Origin of the sequence: Azohydromonas australica DSM 1124, assembly GCF_000430725.1 — a bacterium.
GTDB lineage: Bacteria > Pseudomonadota > Gammaproteobacteria > Burkholderiales > Burkholderiaceae_C > Azohydromonas > Azohydromonas australica.
This window is the reverse complement of record NZ_AUMO01000023.1, coordinates 202,726-226,803: the sequence shown is the minus strand read 5'-3', so window position 1 is coordinate 226,803 and position 24,078 is coordinate 202,726. Positions and strand designations below refer to the sequence as shown.

17 protein-coding genes and 1 pseudogene are annotated in these 24,078 nt (G+C 70.1%); 10 read left to right on the top strand and 8 right to left on the bottom strand.

Features of this window, described 5'->3' with window-relative positions:
• Positions 1 to 11: 11 nt before the first annotated feature.
• Positions 12 to 263 (bottom strand): annotated as a pseudogene (locus H537_RS0102700) (GntP family permease); the annotation flags it as partial.
• Between the two features lie 338 nt (positions 264 to 601).
• On the opposite strand from H537_RS0102700, the gene H537_RS54860 reads away from it, so the two are divergent.
• Both H537_RS54860 and H537_RS0102685 read left to right on the top strand, forming a co-directional pair.
• Positions 602 to 5,707: a N,N-dimethylformamidase beta subunit family domain-containing protein gene (locus H537_RS54860; RefSeq protein WP_051241633.1), complete on the top strand. Its 5,106-nt coding sequence runs from the start codon at positions 602 to 604 to the stop codon at positions 5,705 to 5,707.
• A gap of 208 nt (positions 5,708 to 5,915) precedes the next feature.
• A complete protein-coding gene (locus H537_RS0102685) occupies positions 5,916 to 7,640 on the top strand; it encodes an AMP-binding protein (protein WP_043458035.1) in 1,725 nt (574 codons plus the stop codon).
• A 1-nt stretch (position 7,641) separates the two neighbouring features.
• Here the strand turns inward: H537_RS0102685 and H537_RS40785 are convergent, their stop codons facing one another.
• The 3 genes from H537_RS40785 to H537_RS0102670 form a co-directional block, all read right to left on the bottom strand.
• Positions 7,642 to 9,393 carry a PHA/PHB synthase family protein gene (locus tag H537_RS40785; protein WP_084150332.1) on the bottom strand — a complete coding sequence of 584 codons (1,752 nt, stop codon included), beginning with the start codon at positions 9,391 to 9,393 and terminating at the stop codon, positions 7,642 to 7,644.
• Positions 9,394 to 9,608: 215 nt separating this feature from the next.
• Positions 9,609 to 10,967, bottom strand: coding sequence for an FAD-dependent oxidoreductase (locus H537_RS40780; protein ID WP_043458096.1), 1,359 nt, complete (start codon positions 10,965 to 10,967; stop codon positions 9,609 to 9,611).
• 29 nt (positions 10,968 to 10,996) lie between these two features.
• Positions 10,997 to 11,284, bottom strand: a complete 288-nt coding sequence (locus tag H537_RS0102670) for a c-type cytochrome (RefSeq protein WP_028996658.1) — start codon at positions 11,282 to 11,284, stop codon at positions 10,997 to 10,999.
• A 332-nt stretch (positions 11,285 to 11,616) separates the two neighbouring features.
• Here H537_RS0102670 and H537_RS0102665 point away from each other — a divergent pair, with 332 nt between their 5' ends.
• From H537_RS0102665 to H537_RS0102645, 5 genes are all read left to right on the top strand, one after another.
• Positions 11,617 to 12,414, top strand: coding sequence for an enoyl-CoA hydratase-related protein (locus tag H537_RS0102665; RefSeq protein ID WP_028996657.1), 798 nt, complete (start codon positions 11,617 to 11,619; stop codon positions 12,412 to 12,414).
• A 22-nt stretch (positions 12,415 to 12,436) separates the two neighbouring features.
• Complete coding sequence (gene paaI, locus H537_RS0102660; RefSeq protein WP_028996656.1) at positions 12,437 to 12,871, top strand: hydroxyphenylacetyl-CoA thioesterase PaaI; 435 nt, start codon at positions 12,437 to 12,439, stop codon at positions 12,869 to 12,871.
• Between the two features lie 29 nt (positions 12,872 to 12,900).
• Positions 12,901 to 14,217, top strand: a complete 1,317-nt coding sequence (gene paaK / locus H537_RS0102655; protein WP_028996655.1) for a phenylacetate--CoA ligase PaaK — start codon at positions 12,901 to 12,903, stop codon at positions 14,215 to 14,217.
• A gap of 82 nt (positions 14,218 to 14,299) precedes the next feature.
• Positions 14,300 to 14,923: a TetR/AcrR family transcriptional regulator gene (locus H537_RS0102650; RefSeq protein ID WP_028996654.1), complete on the top strand. Its 624-nt coding sequence runs from the start codon at positions 14,300 to 14,302 to the stop codon at positions 14,921 to 14,923.
• 140 nt (positions 14,924 to 15,063) lie between these two features.
• A complete protein-coding gene (locus H537_RS0102645) occupies positions 15,064 to 17,535 on the top strand; it encodes an Ig-like domain-containing protein (RefSeq protein ID WP_084150330.1) in 2,472 nt (823 codons plus the stop codon).
• A gap of 434 nt (positions 17,536 to 17,969) precedes the next feature.
• On the opposite strand, the gene H537_RS0102640 is transcribed toward H537_RS0102645, so the two are convergent.
• Complete coding sequence (locus tag H537_RS0102640; RefSeq protein WP_238446584.1) at positions 17,970 to 19,181, bottom strand: nucleotide disphospho-sugar-binding domain-containing protein; 1,212 nt, start codon at positions 19,179 to 19,181, stop codon at positions 17,970 to 17,972.
• A gap of 80 nt (positions 19,182 to 19,261) precedes the next feature.
• Positions 19,262 to 19,864 carry a phenylacetic acid degradation protein PaaY gene (locus H537_RS0102635; RefSeq protein WP_028996651.1) on the bottom strand — a complete coding sequence of 201 codons (603 nt, stop codon included), beginning with the start codon at positions 19,862 to 19,864 and terminating at the stop codon, positions 19,262 to 19,264.
• Positions 19,865 to 20,107: 243 nt separating this feature from the next.
• Between H537_RS0102635 and pcaF the strand changes: the two genes are divergently transcribed.
• A complete protein-coding gene (gene pcaF, locus H537_RS0102630; protein ID WP_028996650.1) occupies positions 20,108 to 21,322 on the top strand; it encodes a 3-oxoadipyl-CoA thiolase in 1,215 nt (404 codons plus the stop codon).
• Between the two features lie 35 nt (positions 21,323 to 21,357).
• Positions 21,358 to 21,795: an acyl-CoA thioesterase gene (locus tag H537_RS0102625; RefSeq protein WP_028996649.1), complete on the top strand. Its 438-nt coding sequence runs from the start codon at positions 21,358 to 21,360 to the stop codon at positions 21,793 to 21,795.
• A 60-nt stretch (positions 21,796 to 21,855) separates the two neighbouring features.
• On the opposite strand, the gene H537_RS0102620 is transcribed toward H537_RS0102625, so the two are convergent.
• Positions 21,856 to 23,037, bottom strand: a complete 1,182-nt coding sequence (locus tag H537_RS0102620) for a hypothetical protein (RefSeq protein ID WP_156901353.1) — start codon at positions 23,035 to 23,037, stop codon at positions 21,856 to 21,858.
• Positions 23,038 to 23,345: 308 nt separating this feature from the next.
• On the bottom strand, positions 23,346 to 23,615 hold the full coding sequence (locus H537_RS52280) for a hypothetical protein (RefSeq protein WP_156901351.1): 270 nt from the start codon (positions 23,613 to 23,615) through the stop codon (positions 23,346 to 23,348).
• A 221-nt stretch (positions 23,616 to 23,836) separates the two neighbouring features.
• On the opposite strand from H537_RS52280, the gene H537_RS40775 reads away from it, so the two are divergent.
• The gene (locus tag H537_RS40775) at positions 23,837 to 24,076 is read left to right on the top strand and encodes a hypothetical protein (RefSeq protein ID WP_043458032.1); all 240 of its coding nucleotides are present in this window, start codon (positions 23,837 to 23,839) and stop codon (positions 24,074 to 24,076) included.
• The last annotated feature ends 2 nt before the right edge of the window (positions 24,077 to 24,078 follow it).

Here is a 24,078-nt window from a genome sequence, read left to right as displayed (position 1 = left end):
GCCTGCCGCCGTCAGCAGATGCCGGTGATCATGAGGATGTCGCCGTAGGCCTGCTCGTGGGTCAGGCCGGTGACGGCCAGCAGCGGGATGACGGCGCCGTTGTGCGGCAGCGCGTCCAGGCTGCCGCTGGCCATCGAGGCCACGCGGTGCAGCAGCTCCAGCGGGATGTCGGCGGCGCGGGCGGCCTGGATGAAGCTGTCCACCATCGCGGCCAGCGCGATGCTCCTGCCGCCCGAGGCCGAGCCGGTGATGCCGGCCAGCGCGATGGAGCCGGGGATCAGCTGCTCAGCCGCGATCCGCAAGCGGCTCGACGCTTGGCCGCAGCAGGCCCGCGTCCCGGTTCGCAGGCCCGGGCGCGCACGCGCCTGTTGCCGTCGGTTGCGTTGCTGACCACCCCCTGGATGTGAGGGCCGGCGCGCCCTTGAGGGCGCGCGATCGCGCTGCCCGGGCGACGCCGGATCGGCATCCCGCCTGCCCAACCGTGAGGAGAAGTGGGGACGCCGCGCAAGGCGTGAAGAAGGAGGTCGGCATGGCTCATGGCGGCGGCGCAGCGCGCGCATGCGGTAGGCAACTCGTCTTTGTCCTGTTGCTACTCGCCTGGATGGTGTTTCTCGCCACGTGGATGCGGCCGGCACAGGCCGCCAACCCGGCGCAGGGGCCGGGCGGCCCGATCCTGGTGCTGACCTCGGGCAACGCGAATTTCGGCAATTACTACGCCGAGATCCTGCGCAACGAGGGCTTCAATGCCTTCACCGTGGCGGACGTCGCTTCCATCAGTGCCGCCACGCTGTCGGCCTACGACGTGGTGATCCTGGCGAAGGCGGCGCTCACCGATGCGCAGGTCAACCGGCTGACGAGCTGGGTCCAGGGCGGCGGCAACCTCATCGCCATGGCGCCCGTGCCCAAGCTGGCGCCGCTGCTGGGCCTGTCCGGCACCGGCAACACGGTGTCCGAGGGCTACCTGCTGGTCAACACCGGCCATGCCGTGGGCAACGGCATCGTCAACCAGACCATGCAGTACCACGGTGCCGCACGTCGTTACACCCTCAACGGCGCCACGGCGCTGGCCACGCTCTACAGCAGCGCCACCAAGGCCACCGCCAACCCGGCCGTGACGCTGCACAGCGTGGGTTCGGGCCGGACCGCGGCCTTTGCCTACGACCTGGCCACCTCGGTGGTCTACATGCGCCAGGGCAACCCCGCGTGGGCCACGCAGGAGCGCGACGGCCTGGCGCCCATCCGCTCGGACGACAAGTTCTACGGCAACGCCGCCGCGGACCCCAAGCCCGACTGGGTGGACCTGAGCAAGGTGGCCATTCCGCAGGCCGACGAGCAGCAGCGGCTGCTGGCCAACCTGATCACGCACATGAACCTGGCGCGCAAGCCGCTGCCGCGCTTCTGGTACTTCCCGCACGGCCACAAGGCGGTGGTCATCATGACCGGCGACGACCACGCCAATGGCGGCACGCCCGGGCGCTTCGACCGCCTGCGCGCCCAGAGCCCCGCGGGCTGCTCGGTGGCGGACTGGCAGTGCGTGCGCGGCACCTCCTACATCTTCACCGACACGGCGCTCAGCCCCGAAGCGGCCGCGCAGTACACCGCCGAGGGCTTCGAGGTGAGCCTGCACGCGAGCACCCGCTGCGACGACTACACCGCGCTGTCGCTGGACAGCGTCTACACCGAGCAGCTCGCCGCCTTCCGCGCCAAGTACGCCGGGCTGCCCGCGCCGGCCACGCAGCGGCACCACTGCATCGTCTGGAGCGACTGGAGCAGCGGTGCGGAGGTGCAGGCCAAGCACGGCATGCGGCTGGACACGAGCTACTACTACTGGCCCGCGGGCTGGGTGAGGAACGTGGCGGGCATCTTCACCGGCTCGGCCATGCCCCAGCGCTTCATGCGCCTGGACGGTGCGTTCGTCGACGTGTACCAGGCCGCCACGCAGATGACCGACGAATCGGGCCAGGCTTATCCCGCCACGGTGGACACGTTGCTGGACCGCGCCCTCGGTGCCGAGGGCTACTACGGCGCCTACACCGTCAACGCCCACACCGACCAGGCCATCACGGTGGAATCCGAGACGGTGGTGGCCTCGGCCCTGGCGCGCGGGGTGCCGGTGGTGTCCGCGCGGCAGATGCTCACCTGGCTCGATGCGCGCAACGCCTCCGCCTTCAGCGGCCTGAGCTGGAACGGCAGCGCGCTGGCGTTCACCGTGTCCAGCGACCCCAATGCCCGCGGGCTGCAGGGCATGGTGCCGGTGCGATCGGCCAGCGGCGTGCTCAACGTGCTGCAGCGCGGCACCGCCACCGTGCCTTTCACGGTGAAAGCCATCAAGGGCGTGGAGTACGCCTTCTTCCCCGCTGCCGCCGGCAGCTACGTCGCCCGCTACGGCGCGGACGCCACCGGCCCGACCGTGACGGCGACCACGCCGGCCGCGGGCGCCACGGGCGTGAACACGGCCGCCAGCGTCACGGCCACCTTCGGCGAGGCGCTGGACCCGGCCACCGTCACGGCCAGCACCTTCCTGCTGCGCGACCCCGCCGGCACGGCGGTGCCCGCGACGGTGCGCTGGGACGCCGCCACCCGCACCGCGACGCTGCGCCCCTCCGTCGCGCTGCAGCCGTCCACCCGCTACACCGCCCGGCTGCGCGGCGCCGCCCTGGATCCGCGCATCGAGGACGCCGCGGGCAATCCGCTGGCCGCCACCATGGCGTGGTCCTTCACCACCGGCGCGGGTCCCGGCGCGGACTGCCCCTGCAGCGGCTGGAGCCCCGCCGCGACGCCGGCCATGCCCTCGGTCAACGACCCGGGTGCGGTGGAAGTGGGCGTGAAGTTCCGTGTGGACATCGCCGGCTACATCACCGGCATCCGCTTCTACAAGGGCGCGGGCAACACCGGCACCCACCTCGGCAGCCTCTGGAACGGCAGCGGGACGCGGCTGGCCTCGGCCGAGTTCATCAACGAAACGGCCAGCGGCTGGCAGCAGGTGAGCTTCGCCACGCCGGTGCCGGTGGCGGCCAATACGGTGTACGTGGCCTCGTACTTCGCACCCAACGGCCGCTACGCTGCCGACAACAACTTCTTCGCCGGCGCCGGCGTGAACCAGGGCGTGGTGCACCTGCTGCAGGACGGCGTGAGCGGCGGCAACGGGGTGTATGCCTACGGCAGCACGTCCACCTTCCCGGCGCAGAGCTACCTCGCCACCAACTACTGGGTGGACATCGTCTTCACCCCGAACACCGCGACCGCCGGCACGACGGCGCCCGGGGCGATCGGGGTGGCCGCCGCCCCCGTACCCGCCCCGGCGCCGGCCGTGGCGAGGGCCGTCACGATCGACCCGAAGCTGTTCCAGTCCGTGGCCGCTGGCGCCGGCGAGCGCCTGGAGGCCGCCGCCGCCGTGGCCGCCGCGGCGGACAGCTGCACCGCGCCGGCCAACGCCATCGTCGCGGAGAACTGCAAGGCCGGCAGCCCGGCGTCGGAATGGCAGGTCAGCGGTGCCGGCGACGCCAGCCTCCAGGGCTTCGCCACGGAGATGAGCGTCAACCGCGGCGGCACCATCAACTTCAAGGTCGATACCAACGCCAGCAACTACCGCTTCGACATCTACCGGCTGGGCTGGTACGGCGGGCTCGGCGCGCGCAAGGTCGCCAGCGTGAACCCCACGGCCACGCTGCCGCAGAGCCAGCCCGCGTGCCTGACGCAGGCCTCCACCGGGCTCGTCGACTGCGGCAACTGGGCCGTCTCGGGCGCCTGGACGGTGCCCGCCGGTGCCGTCTCGGGCATCTACGTCGCGCGCCTGGTGCGCCCGGACACGGGCGGCGCCAGCCACATCGTGTTCGTGGTGCGCGACGACGCCGGCACGCACGACATGCTGTTCCAGACCTCCGACACCACCTGGCAGGCCTACAACAGCTACGGCGGCAGCAGCCTCTACAGCGGCGGCATCGGCACCGGCGCGGGCCGGGCCTACAAGGTCAGCTACAACCGCCCGTTCAACACCCGCGCCGTGGCCGGCGGCCAGGACTGGCTGTTCCATGCCGAATACCCGATGGTGCGCTGGCTGGAGGCCAACGGCTACGACCTCGGCTACATCAGCGGCATCGACACCGACCGCGCCGGCGCGCAGCTGCTGCGCGCCAAGGCGTTCCTGTCGGTGGGTCACGACGAGTACTGGTCCGGCACGCAGCGCGCCAACGTGGAGGCCGCGCGTGACGCCGGCGTGAGCCTGGCCTTCTTCAGCGGCAACGAGGTGTTCTGGAAGACGCGCTGGGAGAACAGCATCGACGGCTCCGGCACGCCCTACCGCACGCTGGTGTCCTACAAGGAGACGCACGCCAACGCCAAGATCGACCCGAGCCCGGTGTGGACCGGCACCTGGCGCGACCCGCGCTTCTCGCCGCCGGCCGACGGTGGACGCCCGGAGAACGCGCTCACGGGCACGATCTTCATGAACAACGACACCGGCAGCTCCTACGCCATCAAGGTGCCGGCGGCCGACGGCAAGATGCGCTTCTGGCGCAACACCGGCATCGCCACCCTGGCTGCCGGCACGACGGCCACGCTGCCCACCGGCGTGCTGGGCTACGAGTGGGACGCGGACCTGGACAACGGTGCGCGCCCGCCGGGGCTGATCCGGCTGTCGCAGACCACGCTGACTACCGGCGGCGCGCTGCTGGATTACGGCTCCACCTTCGGCACGGGCACCGTCACGCACCGCCTCACGCTCTACCGGCACGCGAGCCGCGCGTGGGTGTTCGGCGCGGGCACGATCCAGTGGTCCTGGGGCCTGGACCCCACCCACGACAACGCTGGCACGCCGGCGGACCGCCGCATGCGCCAGGCCACGGTGAACCTGTTCGCCGACATGGGCGTGCAGCCCGCGACGCTGCAGTCGCCGCTGGTGGCGGCCACGGCCTCCACCGACGCGGCGCGTCCCACGTCCGCCATCACGGCCCCGGCGGCCGGCGCCAGCGTCCCGGCGGGGCAGGCGGTGACGATCCGCGGCACCGCAAGCGACAGCGGCGGTGTGGTGGGCGGGGTGGAGGTGTCCACCGACAACGGCGCCACCTGGCACCCGGCCAACGGGCGCGGCAGCTGGACCTACGCCTGGACGCCCAAGGCCACCGGCACCTTCACCATCCGCAGCCGCGCGGTGGACGACAGCGGCAACCTGCAGGGCACGCCGGCGAGCCGCAGCATCACGGTGACGCCCATGGTCTGCCCCTGCACGGCCTTCTCCGCGGCGGACACGCCCACCACGCCCAGCGACCCGGACGCCGCCACGGTGAACGTGGGCGTGAAGTTCCGGGTGGACCAGAACGGCTTCGTCACCGCCGTCCGCTTCTACAAGGGCAGCGGCAACACCGGCACGCATGTGGGCGCGCTGTGGCGCGCCGACGGCACGCTGCTGGCGACCGCCACCTTCGTCAACGAGACGGCCACCGGCTGGCAGCAGGCGAACTTCAGCTCGCCCGTGCCCGTGACGGCCGGCACCGTCTACGTGGCCTCGTACCGCGCGCCCAATGGCCATTACGCGGGCGACAACGGCTTCTTCAGCAGTGCGGGCGTGGACAGCGGGCCGATCCACCTGCTGCGCGACGGGGAGAGCGGCGGCAACGGCGTGTACGCCTACGGCGGCGACTCGGTGCTGTTCCCGGCGTCAAGTTTCCAGGGCACGAACTACTGGGTCGATGTGGTGTTCAGGCCGTGAGGACGCGGCGTGACGAAGGTCAATCGGTGAGTGGCAATAGCCGCCACGCACTTTGACCGCTTTGGCTATCGCGCCCCGGCACCCGCGTTCCTAGAGTCACGCGGGCGCAGCATCCGCCCGCAGCGGCGGCGGATGCTGCATCGCCGTGCCGACGCCCGCCCCGCAGGCCGGCACGGCGCAGAGCATCAGACAAGCAGGAGACATCGACATGGACAACACCCGCGCCACGGCGGCGCGCCAGGCCTTCCTGGCTGCCCGCGACCAGCTGCTGGCCCTTCGTACCGACCAGGTGGCCGCCGCGCGCGACTTCCGCTGGCCTGTGCTGGAGCAGTTCAACTGGGCCCTCGACCACTTCGACGCCATGGCGCGCGACAACGACGCGCCGGCGCTGTGGATCGTGGACGAGCACGGCGGCGAGCTCAAGCGCTCGTTCCGCCAGATGTCGGAGCGCTCGGCGCAGGTGGCCAACTTCCTGCGCCGGCACGGGGTCAAGCGCGGCGACCGCGTGCTGCTGATGCTGGGCAACGAGGTGGCGCTGTGGGAGCTGATGCTGGGCGCCTTCAAGCTCGGCGCGGTCGTGATCCCGGCCACGGCGCTGCTCACCCCCGACGACCTGCGCGACCGGCTGGAGCGCGGCAACGTGCGCCACGTGGTGGCCGGCAGCGCGCTGAGCGCCAAGTTCGAAGGGCTGGCGGACGGCTGCACGCGTTTGTGCGTCGGCGCCGCGCAGCCGGGCTGGCTCGATTTCGCGCTGTCGCAGGAGGAGAGCGCCCACTTCGAGCCGGACGGCCCCACGGCCGCCAATGACCCGCTGCTGCTCTACTTCACCTCCGGCACGACCTCCAAGCCCAAGCTGGTGCTGCACACGCACCAGAGCTACCCGGTGGGGCACCTCTCCACCATGTACTGGATCGGGCTGCAGCCGGGGGACGTGCACCTCAACATTTCCTCGCCCGGCTGGGCCAAGCACGCCTGGAGCTGCTTCTTCGCGCCCTGGAACGCGGGTGCCTGCGTCTTCATCCACAACGTGGCGCGCTTCAGCGCGTCGGCGCTGCTGGGCGTGCTGGAGCGCCACGGCGTGACCACGCTGTGCGCGCCGCCCACGGTGTGGCGCATGGTGATCCAGGAGGACATGGCGGCCTGGCGCGGGCGGCTCAAGCTGCGCGAGGTTATCGGCGCGGGCGAGCCGCTGAACCCGGAGATCATCGAGCAGGTGCGCGAGGCCTGGGGCCTGTCGCTGCGCGACGGCTACGGCCAGACCGAGACCACGGCGCAGGTCGGCAACGCGCCGGGGCAGCCGCTCAAGCCCGGCTCGATGGGCCGGCCGCTGCCGGGCTACCAGGTGGCGCTGCTGGACATGGACGGCAACGAGAGCACCGAGGGCGAGGTGTGCCTGAAGCTGACTCCGCGCCCGCTGGGCCTGATGGCGGGCTACGAGGACAGCGCGGAAAAGACCGCCGAGGTGATGCGCGACGGCTACTACCGCACCGGCGACGTCGCCATGCGCGACGCCGAGGGCTATCTGACCTTCGTTGGGCGCGCCGACGACGTGTTCAAGGCCTCGGACTACCGCATCAGCCCCTTCGAGCTGGAGAGCGTGCTGATGGAGCACCCGGCCGTGACCGAGGTGGCCGTGGTGCCCAGCCCGGACCCGGTGCGGCTGGCGGTGCCCAAGGCCTTCATCACGCTGGCGCAGGGCCGCGAGGCCGACGCGGCGCTGGCGCTGGACGTGCTGGGCTGGGCGCGGCGCCAGCTCGCGCCCTACAAGCGCGTGCGCCGCATCGAGTTCCTCACCGAGCTGCCCAAGACCATCTCCGGCAAGCTGCGCCGCGTGGAGCTGCGCCGGCTGGAGGCCGAGCGCCGCAACCAGGGCGTGCGCGAGGCCGGCGAGTTCTTCGAGGAGGACTTCCCCGGCCTGAAGTCCGAGGGCTGATTCAGGTCGCCTTGGCCTTCACGTAGCGCCCCGGCGCCGGCTCGATGGGCTTGTGCTTCTTGCTGCCCAGCGTCTTGCGCGCCGGCACCTCGTCGTCGCCGCCCTGCTGCGCCAGCCACTCGCTCCACGGGGTCCACCAGCTGCCCGGATACTGCTGGGCCTGCTTGAACCAGTGCTCGGGGTCCGGGTCCAGCGCCGGCTGCAGCTCGGTCTCGGGCGAGGCCGCGGCACCGTCGGCGTCGGCCGGCGGCAGCTCCCAGTAGCTGCGCTTCTTCTTGGCCGGCGGGTTGATCACGCCGGCGATGTGGCCGCTGGCGCCGAGCACGAAGGTGCGCGGCCCGCCCAGGAGCTGCGTGCTGGCATAGGCGCTCTTCCACGGCACGATGTGGTCCTCGCGCGAGGCGTACAGGAACGCCGGCACCGTGACCTGGCGCAGGTCCACCGGCACGCCGCACTGCACCGTGCCGCCGGGCTCGCGGATCTTGTTCTTCAAGTAGCCCTGGCCCATGAAGAAGCAGGCCATGGGGCCGGACAAGTTGGAGTCGTCGGCGTTCCAGTACAGCAGGTCGAAGGGCGGCGGCGCCTTGCCCTGCAGGTAGCCGTTGACCACATACGGCCAGATCAGGTCGTTGGCGCGCAGCGCCGCGAACATCTGCGCCAGCTCGCGCCCGTGCAGCACGCCGCCCTTGCCGATGCTGGCCTCGCGCAGCGCCATCGACTGCGGCGTGATCAGCAAGCCCAGCTCGCCGGTGTCGCTGAAGTCCAGCAGCGTGGTCAGCAGTGTCATGCTGGCCACCTTGTCGAGCGTGCCCTGCGCCGCCATCACCGCCAGCGTGCACGCCAGCAGCGAGCCGCCGATGCAGAAGCCCAGGGTGTTGACCTGCTCGCTGCCGGCGATCTCGCGCGCCACGTCGATGGCCGTCATCACGCCCTGGCGCTCATAGTCGTCCCAGGTGAGATGGCCCAGCGAGGCGTCGATGTTGCGCCACGACACGAGGAACACCGTGTGGCCCTGCGACACCGCGTAGGCCACCAGCGAGTTCTCGGGCTGCAGGTCCAGGATGTAGAACTTGTTGATGCACGGCGGCACGATCAGCAGCGGCGTGCGCTTGACGTTCTCCGTGCTCGGCGCGTACTGCAGCAGCTGGAACAGCTCGTTCTCGAACACCACGCTGCCCGGGCTCAGCGCCACGTTCTTGCCGACCTCGAAGGCCGTCTCGTCGGTCATGGAGACGCGGCCCTTGGCAAAGTCCTCCATGAACAGCCGCGCGCCGTCGATCAGGCTGCGCCCGCCGGTGTCCACCGCCGTCTGCAGCGCCTCGGGGTTGGTGAGCAGGCAGTTGGCCGGGCTCAGCGCATCGACCACCTGGCGCAGCAGGAAGCCCCACTGCGACTTGCTGCGCTCGTCCATGGGCGCGGACTCCAGCGCCTGGCGCAGCGCCTGCGTCTGCGCGAGGTAGCTCTTGGAGAGCATGTCGAAGCCCGGGTGCTTGGTCCAGGCCTCGGCGGAGAAGCGCTTGTCCGCCGCCACGTTGACCGCGCCGGGGAAGCCCGGAATGGCCGCGGCCATCGACATCGGCCAGAAGGACGTCATCTGCTTGAGCGTTTCCTGCTGCCAGGACGTGAAGGCCGTGGCGGCCTGCATCCAGGGCGCGAAGGCCTGGTCCGAGGCGAAGGGACCCAGCGCCGCCTGCTGGGTTTTCAGCAAATTGGCAAACCATTGGCCGTTGTCGGGCGTGGGAGCGTTGCTCATGTGCCGTCTCCATCCTTGCTTGTCATCGAGGGCGCGCAGCCGGCGGCCGCGAACCTCGCCCCATCTTCCCGCGGCAGCGGCCGCAGGCACTGCAAGAACCGGTTGGTGCACATGGCGTGCCGGCAGGAGCTCACATTCTGCCTGCAGGGTTTCCCAGGCCTGCCCGCGGCCGGCCGGCCCGGCAAAAGCCGCCGGGACGGCGCCGCCGCGGCGCCTCAGGCGAAGCTGTCGCTCATCAGCGTCCCGTACCAGGTGCGCATCATCGAGAACTGCCTGGTGCTGGGCACCTGGGCCTCGGTGGCCCCTGTGGCGCCGGTGACCTGGTCCAGGGCCACGTAGCGCCAGGCGCCGGTGGCCGGGTCCTGCCGGTACTGGTACACGGCGGTCAGCCACGACGCCAGCTGGTTGCTCACGGGCGAGAAGCAGGCGGAGTTGGCCGTGGGGGCCGGCACGGGCGGCTGCGCGCTGAAGGCCCGCACGATGGCGTCGGCACAGATCTTGGCGCCCTGGTTGCCCACGTGACCGGCCTTGGGCAGCGTGGTCTTGGAGGCGTCGCCGATGACGTGGATGCCGGCGCGGCCCGGCACGGTGCTCTCGAAGCTGCGTCCGTCCACCGGCGCGAAGCCGGTCGCGTCAGCCAGGCCCAGGGTGTGGACGATGGCACCGGCGCGGTGTGGCGGAATGACGTTGAGCACCTGCGCGCTGAAGGTCTCGCTGCCCGTGACGGTCTCGGCGCCCGCGGCATCGCGCACCACGATGTCCACCGTCACGGTGCCGCCGGCCTGGCCCGCGGTGGCTGCCACCGAGCGCACGACGTGGTTGGGCCGGTAGCTGAGGTTTGATCCGTAGAGCTGCTGGAAGGCGCGGCTGAAGTTTTCCTTCTCGGCCATGATGTCCGGATTGGCGTCCAGCACGACGAGCTGGGCTCCGGGCTTGTTGCGGCGCAGGTAGTCGGCCACCACGCAGGCGCGCTCGTAGGGGCCGGGCGGGCAGCGGTACGGGGCCTTGGGAATGCTCATCACGAAGGTGCCCGTGGCCGGCATGCGCGCGAGCGCGTCGCGCAGCTGCGTGGTCTGTGCCCCGGCCTGCCAGGCGTGCAGGATGGGAGCGGCCACGGCCGGGTCGGCGGTGGAGGGCACGGGATCGAACTGGATGCCCGGCGCCAGCACCACGCGCTCGCACCAGCGCGTCACGGTCTTCTGACCGTTGCGCACCGTGACCTTCCAGGCCCCGAGCTCCCCGCCGGGCTCCACCGCCGTGACGCTGCCCTGCAGCAGCGTGATGCCGTACTTGCGGCTCAGCGACGTGTAGCCCTGGCTCAGGATCGACGGCGGGTACTGCCCCGTCACCACCAGGTTGCTCATGATGTTGGAGGTGTACTGCGCCGCGGGCTCGACCAGCGTCACGTCGATGCCGCGATCGCTCCAGAGGCGCAGGTACTTGGCGGCGGTGGCGCCGGCCATGCCGGCACCCACCACGATCACCCGCCGCGGCGTGGCCGCCCGGCAGGCCAGCGGCCACAGGCCTGCCAGCGAGGCGGCGCCCAGCGTCCCGATCAGCTTGCGTCTGTTCATCATCGTTTTTCGTTCACGGGTCGGGCAGGTCAGGGCTTGGGCAGCCTGGAGAAGTAGTCGGCGATCAGGGCCAGCTGCTCGCTGCTGTAGCCGTGCGCGTGCGCATTCATGATGTGCGAGCGTGCCGACTTGACTCGCATCTCGTTGAGCTTGTGCAGCAGCTCGCTCTTGCGCTCGCCGGCCAGCTCGTCGAAACCGCCGCGTCCGTTCGTGCCGTGGCACTGGAAGCAGTTGGACGCCAGCAGCCGTCCCTCGTTGGGCACCTGGGCCCAGGCGGGCTGCAGCCACAAGGCCGCAGCCAGCATCGTTGCGCTCATCAACGCTTTCATCGTCTCCCTCGAATCGCCGCTGTCACTGCGCGCAAGGCCTTGCGCCGCACGCGCGGGCAGCGCGTCCCGCGCGTCGGGCCGCTTTGTACGGAGTGGGCATTAACAGCCGCTTATCAGTCGGCAACGGCGCCAGGCGGGCGTGAGCTGCGGCACGGTTTCGGCGCCGCGGCATCCCGCCGCGCAGGCCCCGCAACCAGGGTTTATCCGGGCCTTTCTTGACTTGGCTCAGAGTGGCGCTGCACCTATCATCTACCGAACGGTCGGTAAATGATTGCCAACAATGAGGACACCCGACCGAACTTGAATGCAGGAGTAGCAAGGTGCCCGAGTCCCTGATCCTGAAGTCCCAGAGCGGCGCCGTGCGCACGCTGATGCTGAACCGGCCGGCCGCGCTCAACAGCTTCAACGGCGAGATGCATTCGCTGCTGCGGGCTGAGCTGGAGAACGCCGCCGCGGACCGCGGCGTGCGCTGCGTGCTGCTCACTGGCGCCGGGCGGGCCTTCTGCGCCGGGCAGGACCTGTCGGACCCGCTGGTGAGCCCCGATCCCGCCCAGCCGCCCAAGGACCTGAGCGTGGCCATCGAGCGCTACTACGGCCCGCTGGTGCGGCGGCTGCGCAGCATGCCGGTGCCGGTGGTGGTGGCCGTCAACGGCGCGGCTGCCGGCGCGGGCGCCAACCTGGCGCTGTGCGGCGACGTCGTGCTGGCGGCGCGCTCGGCCAATTTCATCCAGGCCTTCTCCAAGATCGGGCTGGTGCCCGACAGCGGCGGCACCTGGCTGCTGCCGCGGCTCGTGGGCCGCGCCCGCGCGCTGGGGCTGGCGCTGCTGGGCGACAAGCTGCCGGCGGAGGAGGCCGAGCGCATCGGGCTGATCTGGCGCTGCGTGGACGACGCGGCGCTGATGGAGCAGGCACAGGCGGTGGCCGAGCGGCTGGCGGGCATGCCGACCAAGGCGCTGGTGGCCACGCGGCAGGCCATGGACGAGGCGCAGCAGCTGGACCTCTCGCATGCGCTCACGGCCGAGGCGAAGCTGCAGCGCGAGCTGGGCTTCGCGCACGACTACCAGGAAGGCGTGGCCGCCTTCGGCGCCAAGCGCGCTCCCGTCTTCACCGATCGCTGAAGCCTTGCCGGAGGTCTGATCCATGACTGCGACGCCGCAGGAAGTCGCCGAGCGCGTGCGCGCCGGCATGTTCGCCGAGGACCACGCCGCGCAGGCGCTGGGGATGGACGTTACGGCCATCGGCCCGGGCAGCGCCACGCTGACCATGACGGTGCGCGAGCACATGCTCAACGGCCACGCCATCTGCCACGGCGGGCTCATCGCCACGCTGGCCGACACGGCCTTTGCCTACGGCTGCAACTCCTATGACGAGCTGACCGTGGCGTCGGGCTTCAGCATCGATTTCGTCGCCCCGGGCCGCCTGGGCGACGTGCTGACCGCGCGCTGCATCGAGGTGTCGCGTGCCGGGCGCACCGGCGTCTACGACGTGACGGTGGAGAACCAGCGCGGCGAGCGCATCGCGGTGTTCCGCGGCCGCTCCTACACCGCCAAGGGCCGGCCCGCGGTCAAGGCCTGAGAACCTGCCATCACGAGAGGAGACAAGCCATGCCCGTGAAGCAACCCGCCCCCGGTGACCTGGAGCCCATCGAGCTGGCCAGCCGCGACGAGATCCAGGCGCTGCAGCTGCAGCGCCTGCGCCGCACGCTGGAGCACGCGTACGAGAACGTGCCGCACTACCGCCGCGCCTTCGACGACAAGGGCGTGCATCCCACGGACCTGAAGACGCTGGCGGACATCGCGAAGTTTCCCTTCACCACCAAGAAGGACCTGCGCGACAACTACCCCTTCGGCATGTTCGCCGTGCCGCGCGAGCAGGTGGTGCGCGTGCACGCCTCTTCGGGCACGACGGGCAAGCCGACCGTGGTCGGGTACACGCGCAACGACATCGACCACTGGGCCGGCCTGGTGGCGCGCTCCATCCGCGCCGCGGGCGGGCGCGCCGGGGACATCGTGCACGTGGCCTACGGCTACGGGCTGTTCACCGGGGGGCTGGGCGCGCACTACGGCGCGGAGCGGCTGGGCTGCACCGTGATCCCGATGTCGGGCGGGCAGACCGAGAAGCAGGTGCAGCTCATCCGCGACTTCCAGCCCGACATCATCATGGTCACGCCCAGCTACATGCAGGTGATCATCGAGGAGTTCACGCGCCAGGGGCTGGATGCGCGCGAGTGCTCGCTGAAGGTGGGCATCTTCGGCGCGGAGCCGTGGACGGAGGCGATGCGCCGGGAGATCGAGGGCAAGGCCGGCATCGACGCGGTGGACATCTACGGGCTGTCGGAGGTGATGGGCCCGGGTGTCGCCAGCGAGTGCGTGGAGTCCAAGGACGGTCCGGTGATCTGGGAGGACCACTTCTACCCCGAGATCATCGATCCCGACACCGGCGAGGTGCTGCCCGACGGCGAGGAGGGCGAGCTGGTGTTCACCTCGCTGAGCAAGGAGGCGCTGCCCATCATCCGCTACCGCACGCGCGACCTCACGCGGCTGCTGGCGCCGACCTCGCGCTCGTTCCGGCGCATGGGCAAGATCGTGGGTCGCAGCGACGACATGCTGATCATCCGCGGCGTGAACGTGTTCCCGACGCAGATCGAGGAGATCGTGCTGCAGCACGAGAAGCTCTCGGGGCAGTACCAGGTGCAGGTGATGCGCGAGGGGCTGCTGGACGAGGTGCTGGTGCGCTGCGAGCTGCAGCCCGCCCTCGGGCCGCAGTCGCCCGCCGTCGTGGAAGAGATCGCCGGCTGGGTGAGGCAGCGCATCAAGACGCTGGTGGGCATCAGCACGCGGGTGGAAGTGATGCTGCCGGGCTCCATCGAGCGCACCCTCACCGGCAAGGCGCGGCGCGTCATCGACCGGCGGGAGCGCTAGGCGCGGGCCGGGGGCCGGGCCGGCTGCTGCAAGATGGCGGGTTTCACGTCTTATGCAGCAGCTCACAGAGGAACGAAGACCCATGGCCCGCATCCGCACCTCCGGCTTTGAAGAGCAGCGCGAAGCCATCCTGGCCCAGGCCGCCCGGCTCTTCGCGCAGCGCGGCTATCCCGCGACCTCGATGAACCAGGTCGCCGAGGCCTGCGGGCTGTCCAAGCCCACGCTCTACCACTACTACAAGGACAAGTACGCCCTGCTCGTGAGCATTGCCGAGGGGCATGTGGCCAAGCTGGAAGGCCTGGTCAGCGACGTGGCCGCCACCGGGCTGCCGGCCGAGCAGCGCCTGCGCGAGCTCATCCGGCGCTTCGTCGAGGAGTACGCCCACGCCAAGGACGCGCACCGCGTGCTGACCGAGGACGTGCGCTTCCTCGTCGAGGAGGATCGCGAGCGCGTGCTGGAGAAGGAACGCCGCCTGGTGGACGGCTTCGCACAGGTCCTGGGCGAGATGCGGCCGGAGATGGGCACCGCGGGCCTGGGCAAGCCGTTGACCATGCTCCTGTTCGGCATGATCAACTGGATGTTCACGTGGCTGCGGCCGGACGGCGCGCTGGACCACGAGGCGATGGCCCCCATCGTCGCCGACCTGTTCCTGGGCGGCGTGCCGGCGGTGCGGCCGCCCGTGACAAGTCTCCCGGATCGCCCCTGACAACTTGACTCCCCCGCACGGGCGAAGGCTCCGGTGCGCGGGGCGGGGCGGGTTCCTAGCATGGGTTCAAGACGAGGCCGGCCTGGAAGGGCGGGTCATCACAAAGGGCCGCAACGGCCCGTGGACCTGGGGGACCAAGCATGAAACTGAAACTGGCCATCACGGCAACCTTCATCTCGGCATCACTGGCCGGATGCGGTGGCGGTGGCGGAGGAGGTGGTGGCGGAGGCAGTGCGGCGCAAGGCGGCTCGGCGGCCTCCTGCACGCCCACCATGGCCAATCCGGCGGCGTGCAACCCGACCATGAGCATGGCGCTGGTGAACGGCGCAGGCGCTGCCGTCACCGATGTGTCCCCTGACAGCCCGGGCACGTTGCAGGCCCTGGTCAAGGCCTGGGACGGCACGCCCGTGGCGGGCGTGAGCGTCACTTTCAAGACCAGCGATGACGTCATGCTCTCGCCCACCTCCGGCATCGTGAAGACCGATGCCAACGGCCTGGCCCGCATCAGTCTGCCCGCCGGCACGCGTGCCGGCAGCTTCACGGCCCAGGCGATGGCCACGGTGGGGCTCTCGACCTTGCAAGCCACCGTGCCCTACGGCACGGTCTTTTCCTCGCTGAGCCTGGCCATCACGGACAGCGCCGGCGCGGCAACCACCCAGGTGACGCCCGAGAGCGCGGGCACGGTGCAGGCCACGGTCAGGACGCCCGGTGGCAAGCCGGTGCCCAACGTGGTGGTGAGCTTCAAGACCACTGACGGCACCGCGGCATTCAAGCCCGCCTCCGGCACGGCCCTGACGGATGCGAGCGGCGTGGCGCGCATCGGGCTGCCGGTAGGCGCCCAGCCCGGCGGCTTCACCGTGGAAGCTACGGCAGCGGTCACGGGGCCGGTGCTCAAGTCCAGCGCCTCCTATGCGGCCGTGTTTCCCGCGCTGACGCTCAGCGGCCCTGTCATCCTGCCTTCCACCATCTCGTCGCGCGGCATGGCGCTGATCGGCGTGACGGTGATGAATGGCAGCACGCCTTACCGGCCGCCCCTGACCGTGACGCTGAGCTCGGAGTGCGCCAAGGCCGGCTTGGCCAAGCTCGACGCTTCGGCTGTGAGCTACAACGGGGTTGCGCTCGCAAGCTACACGGACCTGGGCTGCGGCCGCATGATCGACCCGATCACGGCGTCCGTGAGCCTGGGCGGCACCCAGGTCACGCAGACCAGCGCCATGACGGTGATGCCCGCGTCGGCCGGCTCCATCACCTTCGTCGACGCCGATGCCACCAACCTCGCGCTGGCCGGTACGGGCGGGTTCGGGCGGCTGGAGTTTTCAAACCTGAACTTCAAGGTCTACGACCTCAAGGGCCTGCCGGTTCCGAACGCGCTGGTGGACTTCAGCTTCGCCAATGACGGCCCCAGCCCGGCGGACGGTGGCCCGCTCCTGCGCACACGGTCGGCGTATACCAACGCGAACGGCATCGTGACGGCGCAGGTCGGCAGCGGCACCATTCCCACCTCGGTGCGCGTACAGGCCACCGTGCACGGCAGCGCGGTCAGCACCTTGTCCAATATCGTGTCGATCTCCTCGGGAGCACCGGACGAGAAGCACTTCACCCTGGGCCCGGACATCGGCAACTGCGAGGGCTACAACATCAACCAGAAGTGCTCCACCGTCACGGTGTCGCTGGCCGACCATTTCGGCAACCCGGTGCCCGACGGCACGACGGTGAACTTCAGCGCCGAGGGTGGCGTCATCGATGCCTCGTGCGTCACCGGCTCCTTGCCGGCCCCAGGCACCGCGCCCGCCGGACAGACGACCAACTCCCAGGTGGGGCCCGGCTCGGGCACCTGCAGCGTGACCTTGCGCTCCGCGCTTCCGCGTCCCGGCGACGGACGCGTCACCGTGATGGCCTACGTGCTGGGTGAAGAGAACTTCGACGACAAGAACGGGAACAACCGCTGTGACAACTGCGCAGACACGAACGGCGCGGAGTTCACGGCGGCTTTCGACCTGAAGCGCGACATCTTCCGGGACGACGACGAGAGCCGCAGCTGGACGCCAGGCGAGCCTTGCATCGGCCCCAACCTGGACGGCAACTGCAGTACCGCCGGCGATGGCAAGTACAACGGCGTGCTGCGGATGCCGGTGGACTCGGTCACGCCCCGAACGCAGTACCTCTCGCGCCAGTTCGTGCAGGTCTTCTCCGGCAGCACGGCCACCATAACGCTGCCGGCCTCGGTGACCTGCCCGCCCAACGGGACGGCAACCGTGTCGTTCAAGGTGACCGATGAGCACGGCAACCTCATGCCTGCCGCGACCCGGATCGGGTTGAGCGCGGTGTTCGAGCCCACCAGCGCTGCGTCCGCGGCCTCGGCGGCTTCCGGCAGCGCGGGCTCCGCGGGATCCGGCAGCGGTACGGTCACGCCTGCCGACTTCATGGTGGACAACGTGGTGCTGGGCATCAAGGACGTTGCGACGGTGCCCAACTACGCGGCGGTCGTGACCTGCCCGGCCAGCGCCAGCGGGGATGCGTTGCCGGGTACGCTGCTGGTGAAGGTCACCACGCCCAGCGGCAAGGTCACGGAGAAGTCAGTCCAGATCCTCCCGCCGGCACCTGCGCCTTGATGCGTCGATGACCGCGCACGACGACCTCATGCGGACCTGCACACCAGGCTCTATCGATTGACCCAGGGGACGCGCGGGGCTCGGGCCCGCGCTTGAACGGCCGGTACCGCCAGGTACCGGCCGCTTTCTTTGGAGCGGTCGGATGCGGGCGCACCCCGGATGCGGCATGACAAAGCGCCCATCCCACCCAGGCGGAAACGACCATCGCGTTTCGCAGATCCGCCCATGTGCAGCCGCAGCCCGCCGCCCTACCATGGCTCCATGGACGCTCGAAACGGCGCCCGCCGGAGCCGCAGCCGGTTGGTGCATCGGGGTCGGTGCGAGGTTGTCTCCTAGGCGACCCAGGGGGGTCCTTTAGCGGCCGGTGTGCAATGACGCCGGCCGCTTTTCTTTGTGCCGCCGGTTTCCGCGCCAGCCTGCCGCCGGCAAGGGTGTCAGCCCGGCGCCACGCCCAGCAGGGCTTCGATGGCGCGGCACAGCGGCTCGGGGCCGGTGGCGCTGTCGAAGCGCGCGGCCACCTGGCGGCAATGCGCGCGCACGGCCGGCGCGGCGAGCGCGCGCAGCGCGGCTTCCAGCTTGCGTGGGCCCAGCCGGGCGGCCGGGATCCAGCGGCCCGCGCCCAGTGCCTTCACGCGCGCGGCGTTGTCGAACTGGTCCCAGGCGAAGGGCGTCACGAGCTGCGGTACGCCGGCGCGCAGCGCCTCCGCGGTGGTGCCGATGCCGCCGTGGTGCACGAGGGCTGCCGCCCGCGGCAGCAGCCGGCCCAGCGGCACGTAGGCTTCCCACAGGATGGAAGGCGGCAGCGCCGCGGGCAACTGCTCGCGGTGCCGGGTGAGGAACACGGCCCGCCGTCCCAGCCGCTGCACGGCCTGCGCCGCCAGGGCGAACAGCGCCGCCGCATGGGCGTTGGCGGTGCCCGGCGTGACCACCAGCGGCGGCGGGCCGGCGTCCAGGAAGCGCGCGAGCGTGTCCGGGAGCGGGGCGTCCTGGTCGGCGTCGAAGAGCTGGAAATCGCCCATGAGCAGCGGCCGGGGCCAGTCCGGCTGCGGCGGCCCGAACCAGTCGGGGAACAGCGTGACCGAAACTTCGGGCACGTCCTGCATGTGCGGCAGCAGGCTCTGGCGGAGGGGCGCGAGGCCCAGCGCGGCGCGCGCCGCGTTCACCTCGGTGGCGCCATGCGGGTCCACCAGGGTGCGGTCGAGGAGCCTCCACAGCGCCCGGCGCGCGTTCCCGGGCACCCAGCGCGGCATCCGCAGCTCGCCCAGCTGCAGCGGGTCGTGCACGGTGCGCAGGTTGGAGGGCGCGAGGTACGCGCCCACGACCCGCGCCTGCCAACCCAACTCGCGCGCCATGGCGATGGCGGGCAGGGCGAAGGGATGGCCGATCACCACGCGCGGCGCATCGGGCTGGAACGCCATGAGGGCGCGGCAGGCGTCGAGCAGCGGCGCGCGGAAGTCGCCGAACAGCACCTTGAAACCCTTGCGCGGATGCCACAGCGCGGGGTTGCCGATCACGCGCTGGTAGTCCTCGTCGCGGCCCAGGCCGATGAACGGGATGCCGGCGCGGCCCACCAGCGCCCGGTGGAACACTGGCCCCATGAGCGTCACCGGCCGGCCCATGCGCTGCAGCGCCTTCGCCAGGCTCATGAACGGGTGCATGTCGCCGGTGGAGCCGACGGGGGCGAGGAGGTAGTGGGGCGCTGGCCGCATGCCGGCAGCGGGGATTGTCAATCGCGCTTGGCCGCCACCAGCGGCTTCACGTGCGGCGCCTTCAATGCCGGCCGATCCACGTCCAGCGCTGCCAGCGGCTGCACTTCCCGCATCGAGGCCAGGCTGCGCCGCGTCAGGTCCTGGTACACGCGCGTGCCCTCCTGCTTCCACGCGATCTCGCCTTCGCTGAGCGTGCGCACGGCCTTGGCCGGCACGCCGGCGACCAGCGTGCGCGGCGGCACCTTCACGCCGGCGGCGATGAAGGCGCAGGCCGCCACGATCGCCTGCTCGCCCACCTCGGCCTCGTCCATCACCACTGCGTTCATGCCCACCAGCGCGTCGCGGCGCACCACGCAGCTGTGCAGCACCGCGCCGTGGCCGATGTGGCCGTTCTCCTCCACCACGGTCTCCTGCTCGGGAAAGCCGTGGATCACGCAGGTGTCCTGCACGTTGGCGCCGGCCTTGAGCACGATGCGCCCGAAGTCGCCGCGCAGGCATGCGGCCGGTCCGACATAGCAGTCCGGGCCCACGATCACGTCGCCGATCAGCACGGCACTCGGATGCACGTAGGCGCTCGGATCCACCACCGGGATCACGCCTTCGAGGCTGTAGCAAGGCATGGGGTCGTCTCCTTTTGTGTAGGTGTCGTGCGGGTGGGGTGCCGGTCCGTCGCCCGCCGCTCGGGTTTTCAGGGACCGGGCTTGACTTGCGTCACGAAGTCGCCGGACCTTAATATCTACCGGCCGGTCGGTCAATTCAGCGGAACGCGCAGCGCCCTGCCGTGGCGCCCTCCTGGTCTGCCGCCAATTTCCACCCCTTACAAAACCCGGGCGCACGCTGCGCCCCCACAGGAGACAAGCCCCATGTCCAAGACTTCGAATGCCTGGATCGTCGATGGCGTGCGCACGCCGTTCGGCCGCTACGGCGGCGCGCTGGCGGGCGTGCGCCCCGACGACCTGGGCGCGGTGCCGATCCGCGCCCTGATGGAGCGCCACCCCGGCCTGGACTGGGCCGCCGTGGACGACGTGCTCTACGGCTGCGCCAACCAGGCCGGCGAGGACAACCGCAACGTCGCACGCATGGCGGCGCTGCTGGCCGGGCTGCCGGTGGAGGTGGCCGGCGTGACGCTCAACCGGCTGTGCGGCTCGGGGCTGGATGCCATCGGCCAGGGCGCGCGCAGCTTGCGCACGGGCGAGGCCGATCTCATCCTGGCCGGTGGTGTGGAGAGCATGACGCGCGCGCCCTTCGTCATGGGCAAGGCCGACAGCGCCTTCTCGCGCACGGCCAAGGTGGAGGACACCACCATCGGCTGGCGCTTCGTGAACCCGAAGATGAAGGCGGCGCACGGCATCGACTCCATGCCCGAGACGGCGGAGAACGTGGCGGTGGAGTTCGGCATCGCGCGCGCGGACCAGGACGCCTTTGCCTGGCGCTCGCAGCAGCGCTGCAAGGCAGCGCAGGAGGCGGGTTTTTTCGCCGGGGAGATCACGCCGGTGGTGATCCCGCACGCCAAGGGCGAGCCCGTGACGGTGAGCGCGGACGAGCATCCGCGGCCCGACACCACGCTGGAGCAGCTGAACCGGCTCAAGGGCGTGGTGCGCCCCGACGGCAGCGTGACCGCGGGCAACGCCTCGGGCGTCAACGACGGCGCCTGCGCGCTGCTGCTGGCTTCCGATGCGGCGCTGGAGCGCTACGGCCTGCAGCCGCGCGCGCGGGTCGTGGGCATGGCGGTGGCGGGCGTGCCGCCGCGCATCATGGGCATCGGGCCCGCGCCGGCGACGCAGAAGCTGCTGCAGCGCATCGGCTGGTCGCTGGCGGAGGTGGACGTGATCGAGCTCAACGAGGCCTTTGCCGCGCAGGGCCTGGCGGTGCTGCGCCAGCTGGGCCTGGCGGACGACGCGGCCCACGTCAACCCCAACGGCGGTGCCATCGCGCTGGGCCATCCGCTGGGTGCTTCGGGCGCGCGGCTGGCGCTCACGGCGCTGCGCCAGCTGGAGCGCACGGGCACGCGACGCGCCATCGCGACCATGTGCATCGGCGTGGGCCAGGGCATCGCGCTGGCCATCGAGCGCGCCTGAGACTGCATCCGTACCCGACCACAACAGGAGAGCCCATGGCCAAAGCCAGCCGCGACACGCGCGCCGACTACCGCGCCTTCAGCGACATCACGACGCGCTGGATGGACAACGACGTCTACGCGCACGTGAACAACGTCGTCTACTACAGCTGGTTCGACACGGTGGTCAACGGCCACCTCATCGAGCAGGGCGTGCTGGACTACGCCGCGGGCCAGACGGTGGGCCTGGTAGTGGAGACGGGCTGCCAGTACTTCGCCCCGATCAGCTTCCCCGACCGCGTGCGCGGGGGGCTGCGCGTGGCGCGCATCGGCAACTCCAGCGTGCGCTACGAGGTGGGACTGTTCCGCAACGGCGACGACGAGGCCGCGGCGCAGGGGCATTTCGTGCACGTGTACGTGGACCGCGCCACGCGCCGCCCGGTGCCGCTGCCCGACGCGCTGCGCGCCGTGCTGCAGGCGCTCATGGTGGAGTAAGGCACAAAAAAAGCGGGCCCTTGCGGGCCCGCTGAATGCGCGCGTTGGTCGGCTTTGTGGTTAGAGCTTGGGCACGCAGGACGTGAAGGTGCTCGGGCAGGTCGTGGACAGGCCGCCGGCAGCGTCCTTGGGGAAGCTGGCGGACTTCCACATCGACAGCACGTTGTTGTAGGGCATCAGCGGCTCGGTCAGCGTCTTGGACCAGAACATGTAGTTGGCGTGCAGCCGGTTCTTCGCGAAGGCGTAGAGGTCCGTCACGGCCGGCGGCGCGTAGGGGCCGTCCTGGTAGGTGGTGTAGTAGTTCTCGGCCTGCACCGAGGGACCCAGCGGCACCTTGCCCCAGGCGGTCTCGTAGTGCGGGTAGGCCGAGATCTCCAGCTCGCTGTCGTTGAGGAAGGTGTCGGGGCCGCCCAGCGCCACGCCGTTGTTGATGGCGCTGTTGACCAGCCCCGGCATGTAGGCGCGCGGGAAGTTGATGAACTGCAGCACCACCGTGTTGGGGAAGGCCTTGCGCGTGGCGGCGTCCACCGCGGCGAGGTTGGTGAAGAAGTCCGCCTTCTGCGTGCTGGTCATCGGCACCGTGGACTGGCCCAGCGAGGTCTCGTTGAAGATGATCCCTTCGAAGGCGTTGTTGCCGTTGTAGCGCTGGCCCAGCGCGGTGGTCAGCGCGATGAAGCGGTCACGCACGTTGGCGTTGTAGAGCGCGATGTTCTCGCCGGTGGTGGCCTCGGTGCCGGTGGTGTCCTTGGCATCGATGAAGATGCGGTAGGCGCCGCCGCTGTACTCGTCGGTGTGCATGTAGTCGGGCAGCGCACGCGAGCCGGCCTTGAAGGTCTTCGTGCCGATCATGATGAACAGCCGCTTGCCCACCGCCTGGGCCTTGGCCACGTCCTTGTCGATCTCGCTGAAGTCGTAGACGCCCTTGTCGGTTTCCAGGTCACGCCACACGTGGCGGGTCTGCACGCCGCGCACGTTGGGCATGGCGGAGATTTCCTTGAAGGTGCGCTGCACCAGGTCGTCGCTGGCGCCGGCGCCGAGTTGGACGTAGTGGCCGGGATTCCACTTCATGCGGGTGTCCGCGGTCAGCGCCATCGGCTGGGCGAGCGCGGTGGAAGCTGCCGTGCCGGACGAGGACGCCTGGGACAGCGTCGTTTCGCCACCGCCGCCGCAAGCCGCGAGCAGCACGAGGGTCGACACCAGGGACCCGGCCAGCGCCGGGCGCACATTGATTTGGATACTCACGATGCTTATTCCAGTAGTACTTCAGAACAGCCCCTTGTCGGGCCGGTACTGGAATCCACTACGCGCTGGCCGCCAATTTCATTGGTCAACCTGGAAACGTGTTGGTGTAATTCCCGCCTTCAGCGATTTACTGCTTCAGGTGCTTTATCAAGCGGTACAAGCTGTATTTCGACGGGCTGTAAAAGACTGTGAGTGATGTGTTTGTGAAAGCAGGTATATAAGGTAACTCGATGTTTTGTTACGATGTTGTGACGATATGTTGAGTCATTCAGGCTCTGCGAGCCGAAGCGCTTCAACCAGGAAGTTCATTAGATAGCAAGGACTTGCACGCACCCGCGTCGGTTCGCATGCGAGGCTTCCTTGTGCTGCATCAAGCCGGCTTCAGATACAAACCAGCGCTCATTGGCGCCGTGTGATGCCCCGACTTGTAACTGGCTCAGCGCTCTTCCAAATTTTTCACGCTGCCGATGTAACTGCCATGAGCCTTCCTGAAAAGCGCTTTGATTATTTGCTTCAAAAATCCTGTCGAGCGCGAATAGTGCGGAGGCGGGCATTTCTCGCATGGCGGCCTGCGTCATGAAAAAGAAATTCGACGGGCTTATCTTCCGGCCAGCTCCAGCTCCAGCTCCAGCTCCAGCTCCAGCTCCAGCTGCGCACCGCGCGCCGTTTCACGGCCCGTCCAGCACACAGGAGCGCGGTCGCGGTGCGGCGCTCCTGATCCAACTTGCCTATTGCTAATGAGAATGATTCGCAATAAAGTGGATGCATGGACACCACGGGTGATGGAAGGAGAACCGGCTTGGATCAACGCAACGCTGAGGACGACGCCGGCTGCCGGCCGCGGACGGTGGCGCAGGGCGCGCTGGGACGGGTCCTGGTGTGCGAGCACTGCCGCCAGGTGCACCTGCAGGTGGGCGCGCTCACGCTGCGCCTGACGCCCGAGGCCTTCGAGGAGCTGTCGGAAATGACCTTGTCGGCGCGCCGCGGATTGCAGGCGTGCCCGGATGCGCCCTCGGCCGCCTCGGCGGCCTGCCATTGAGT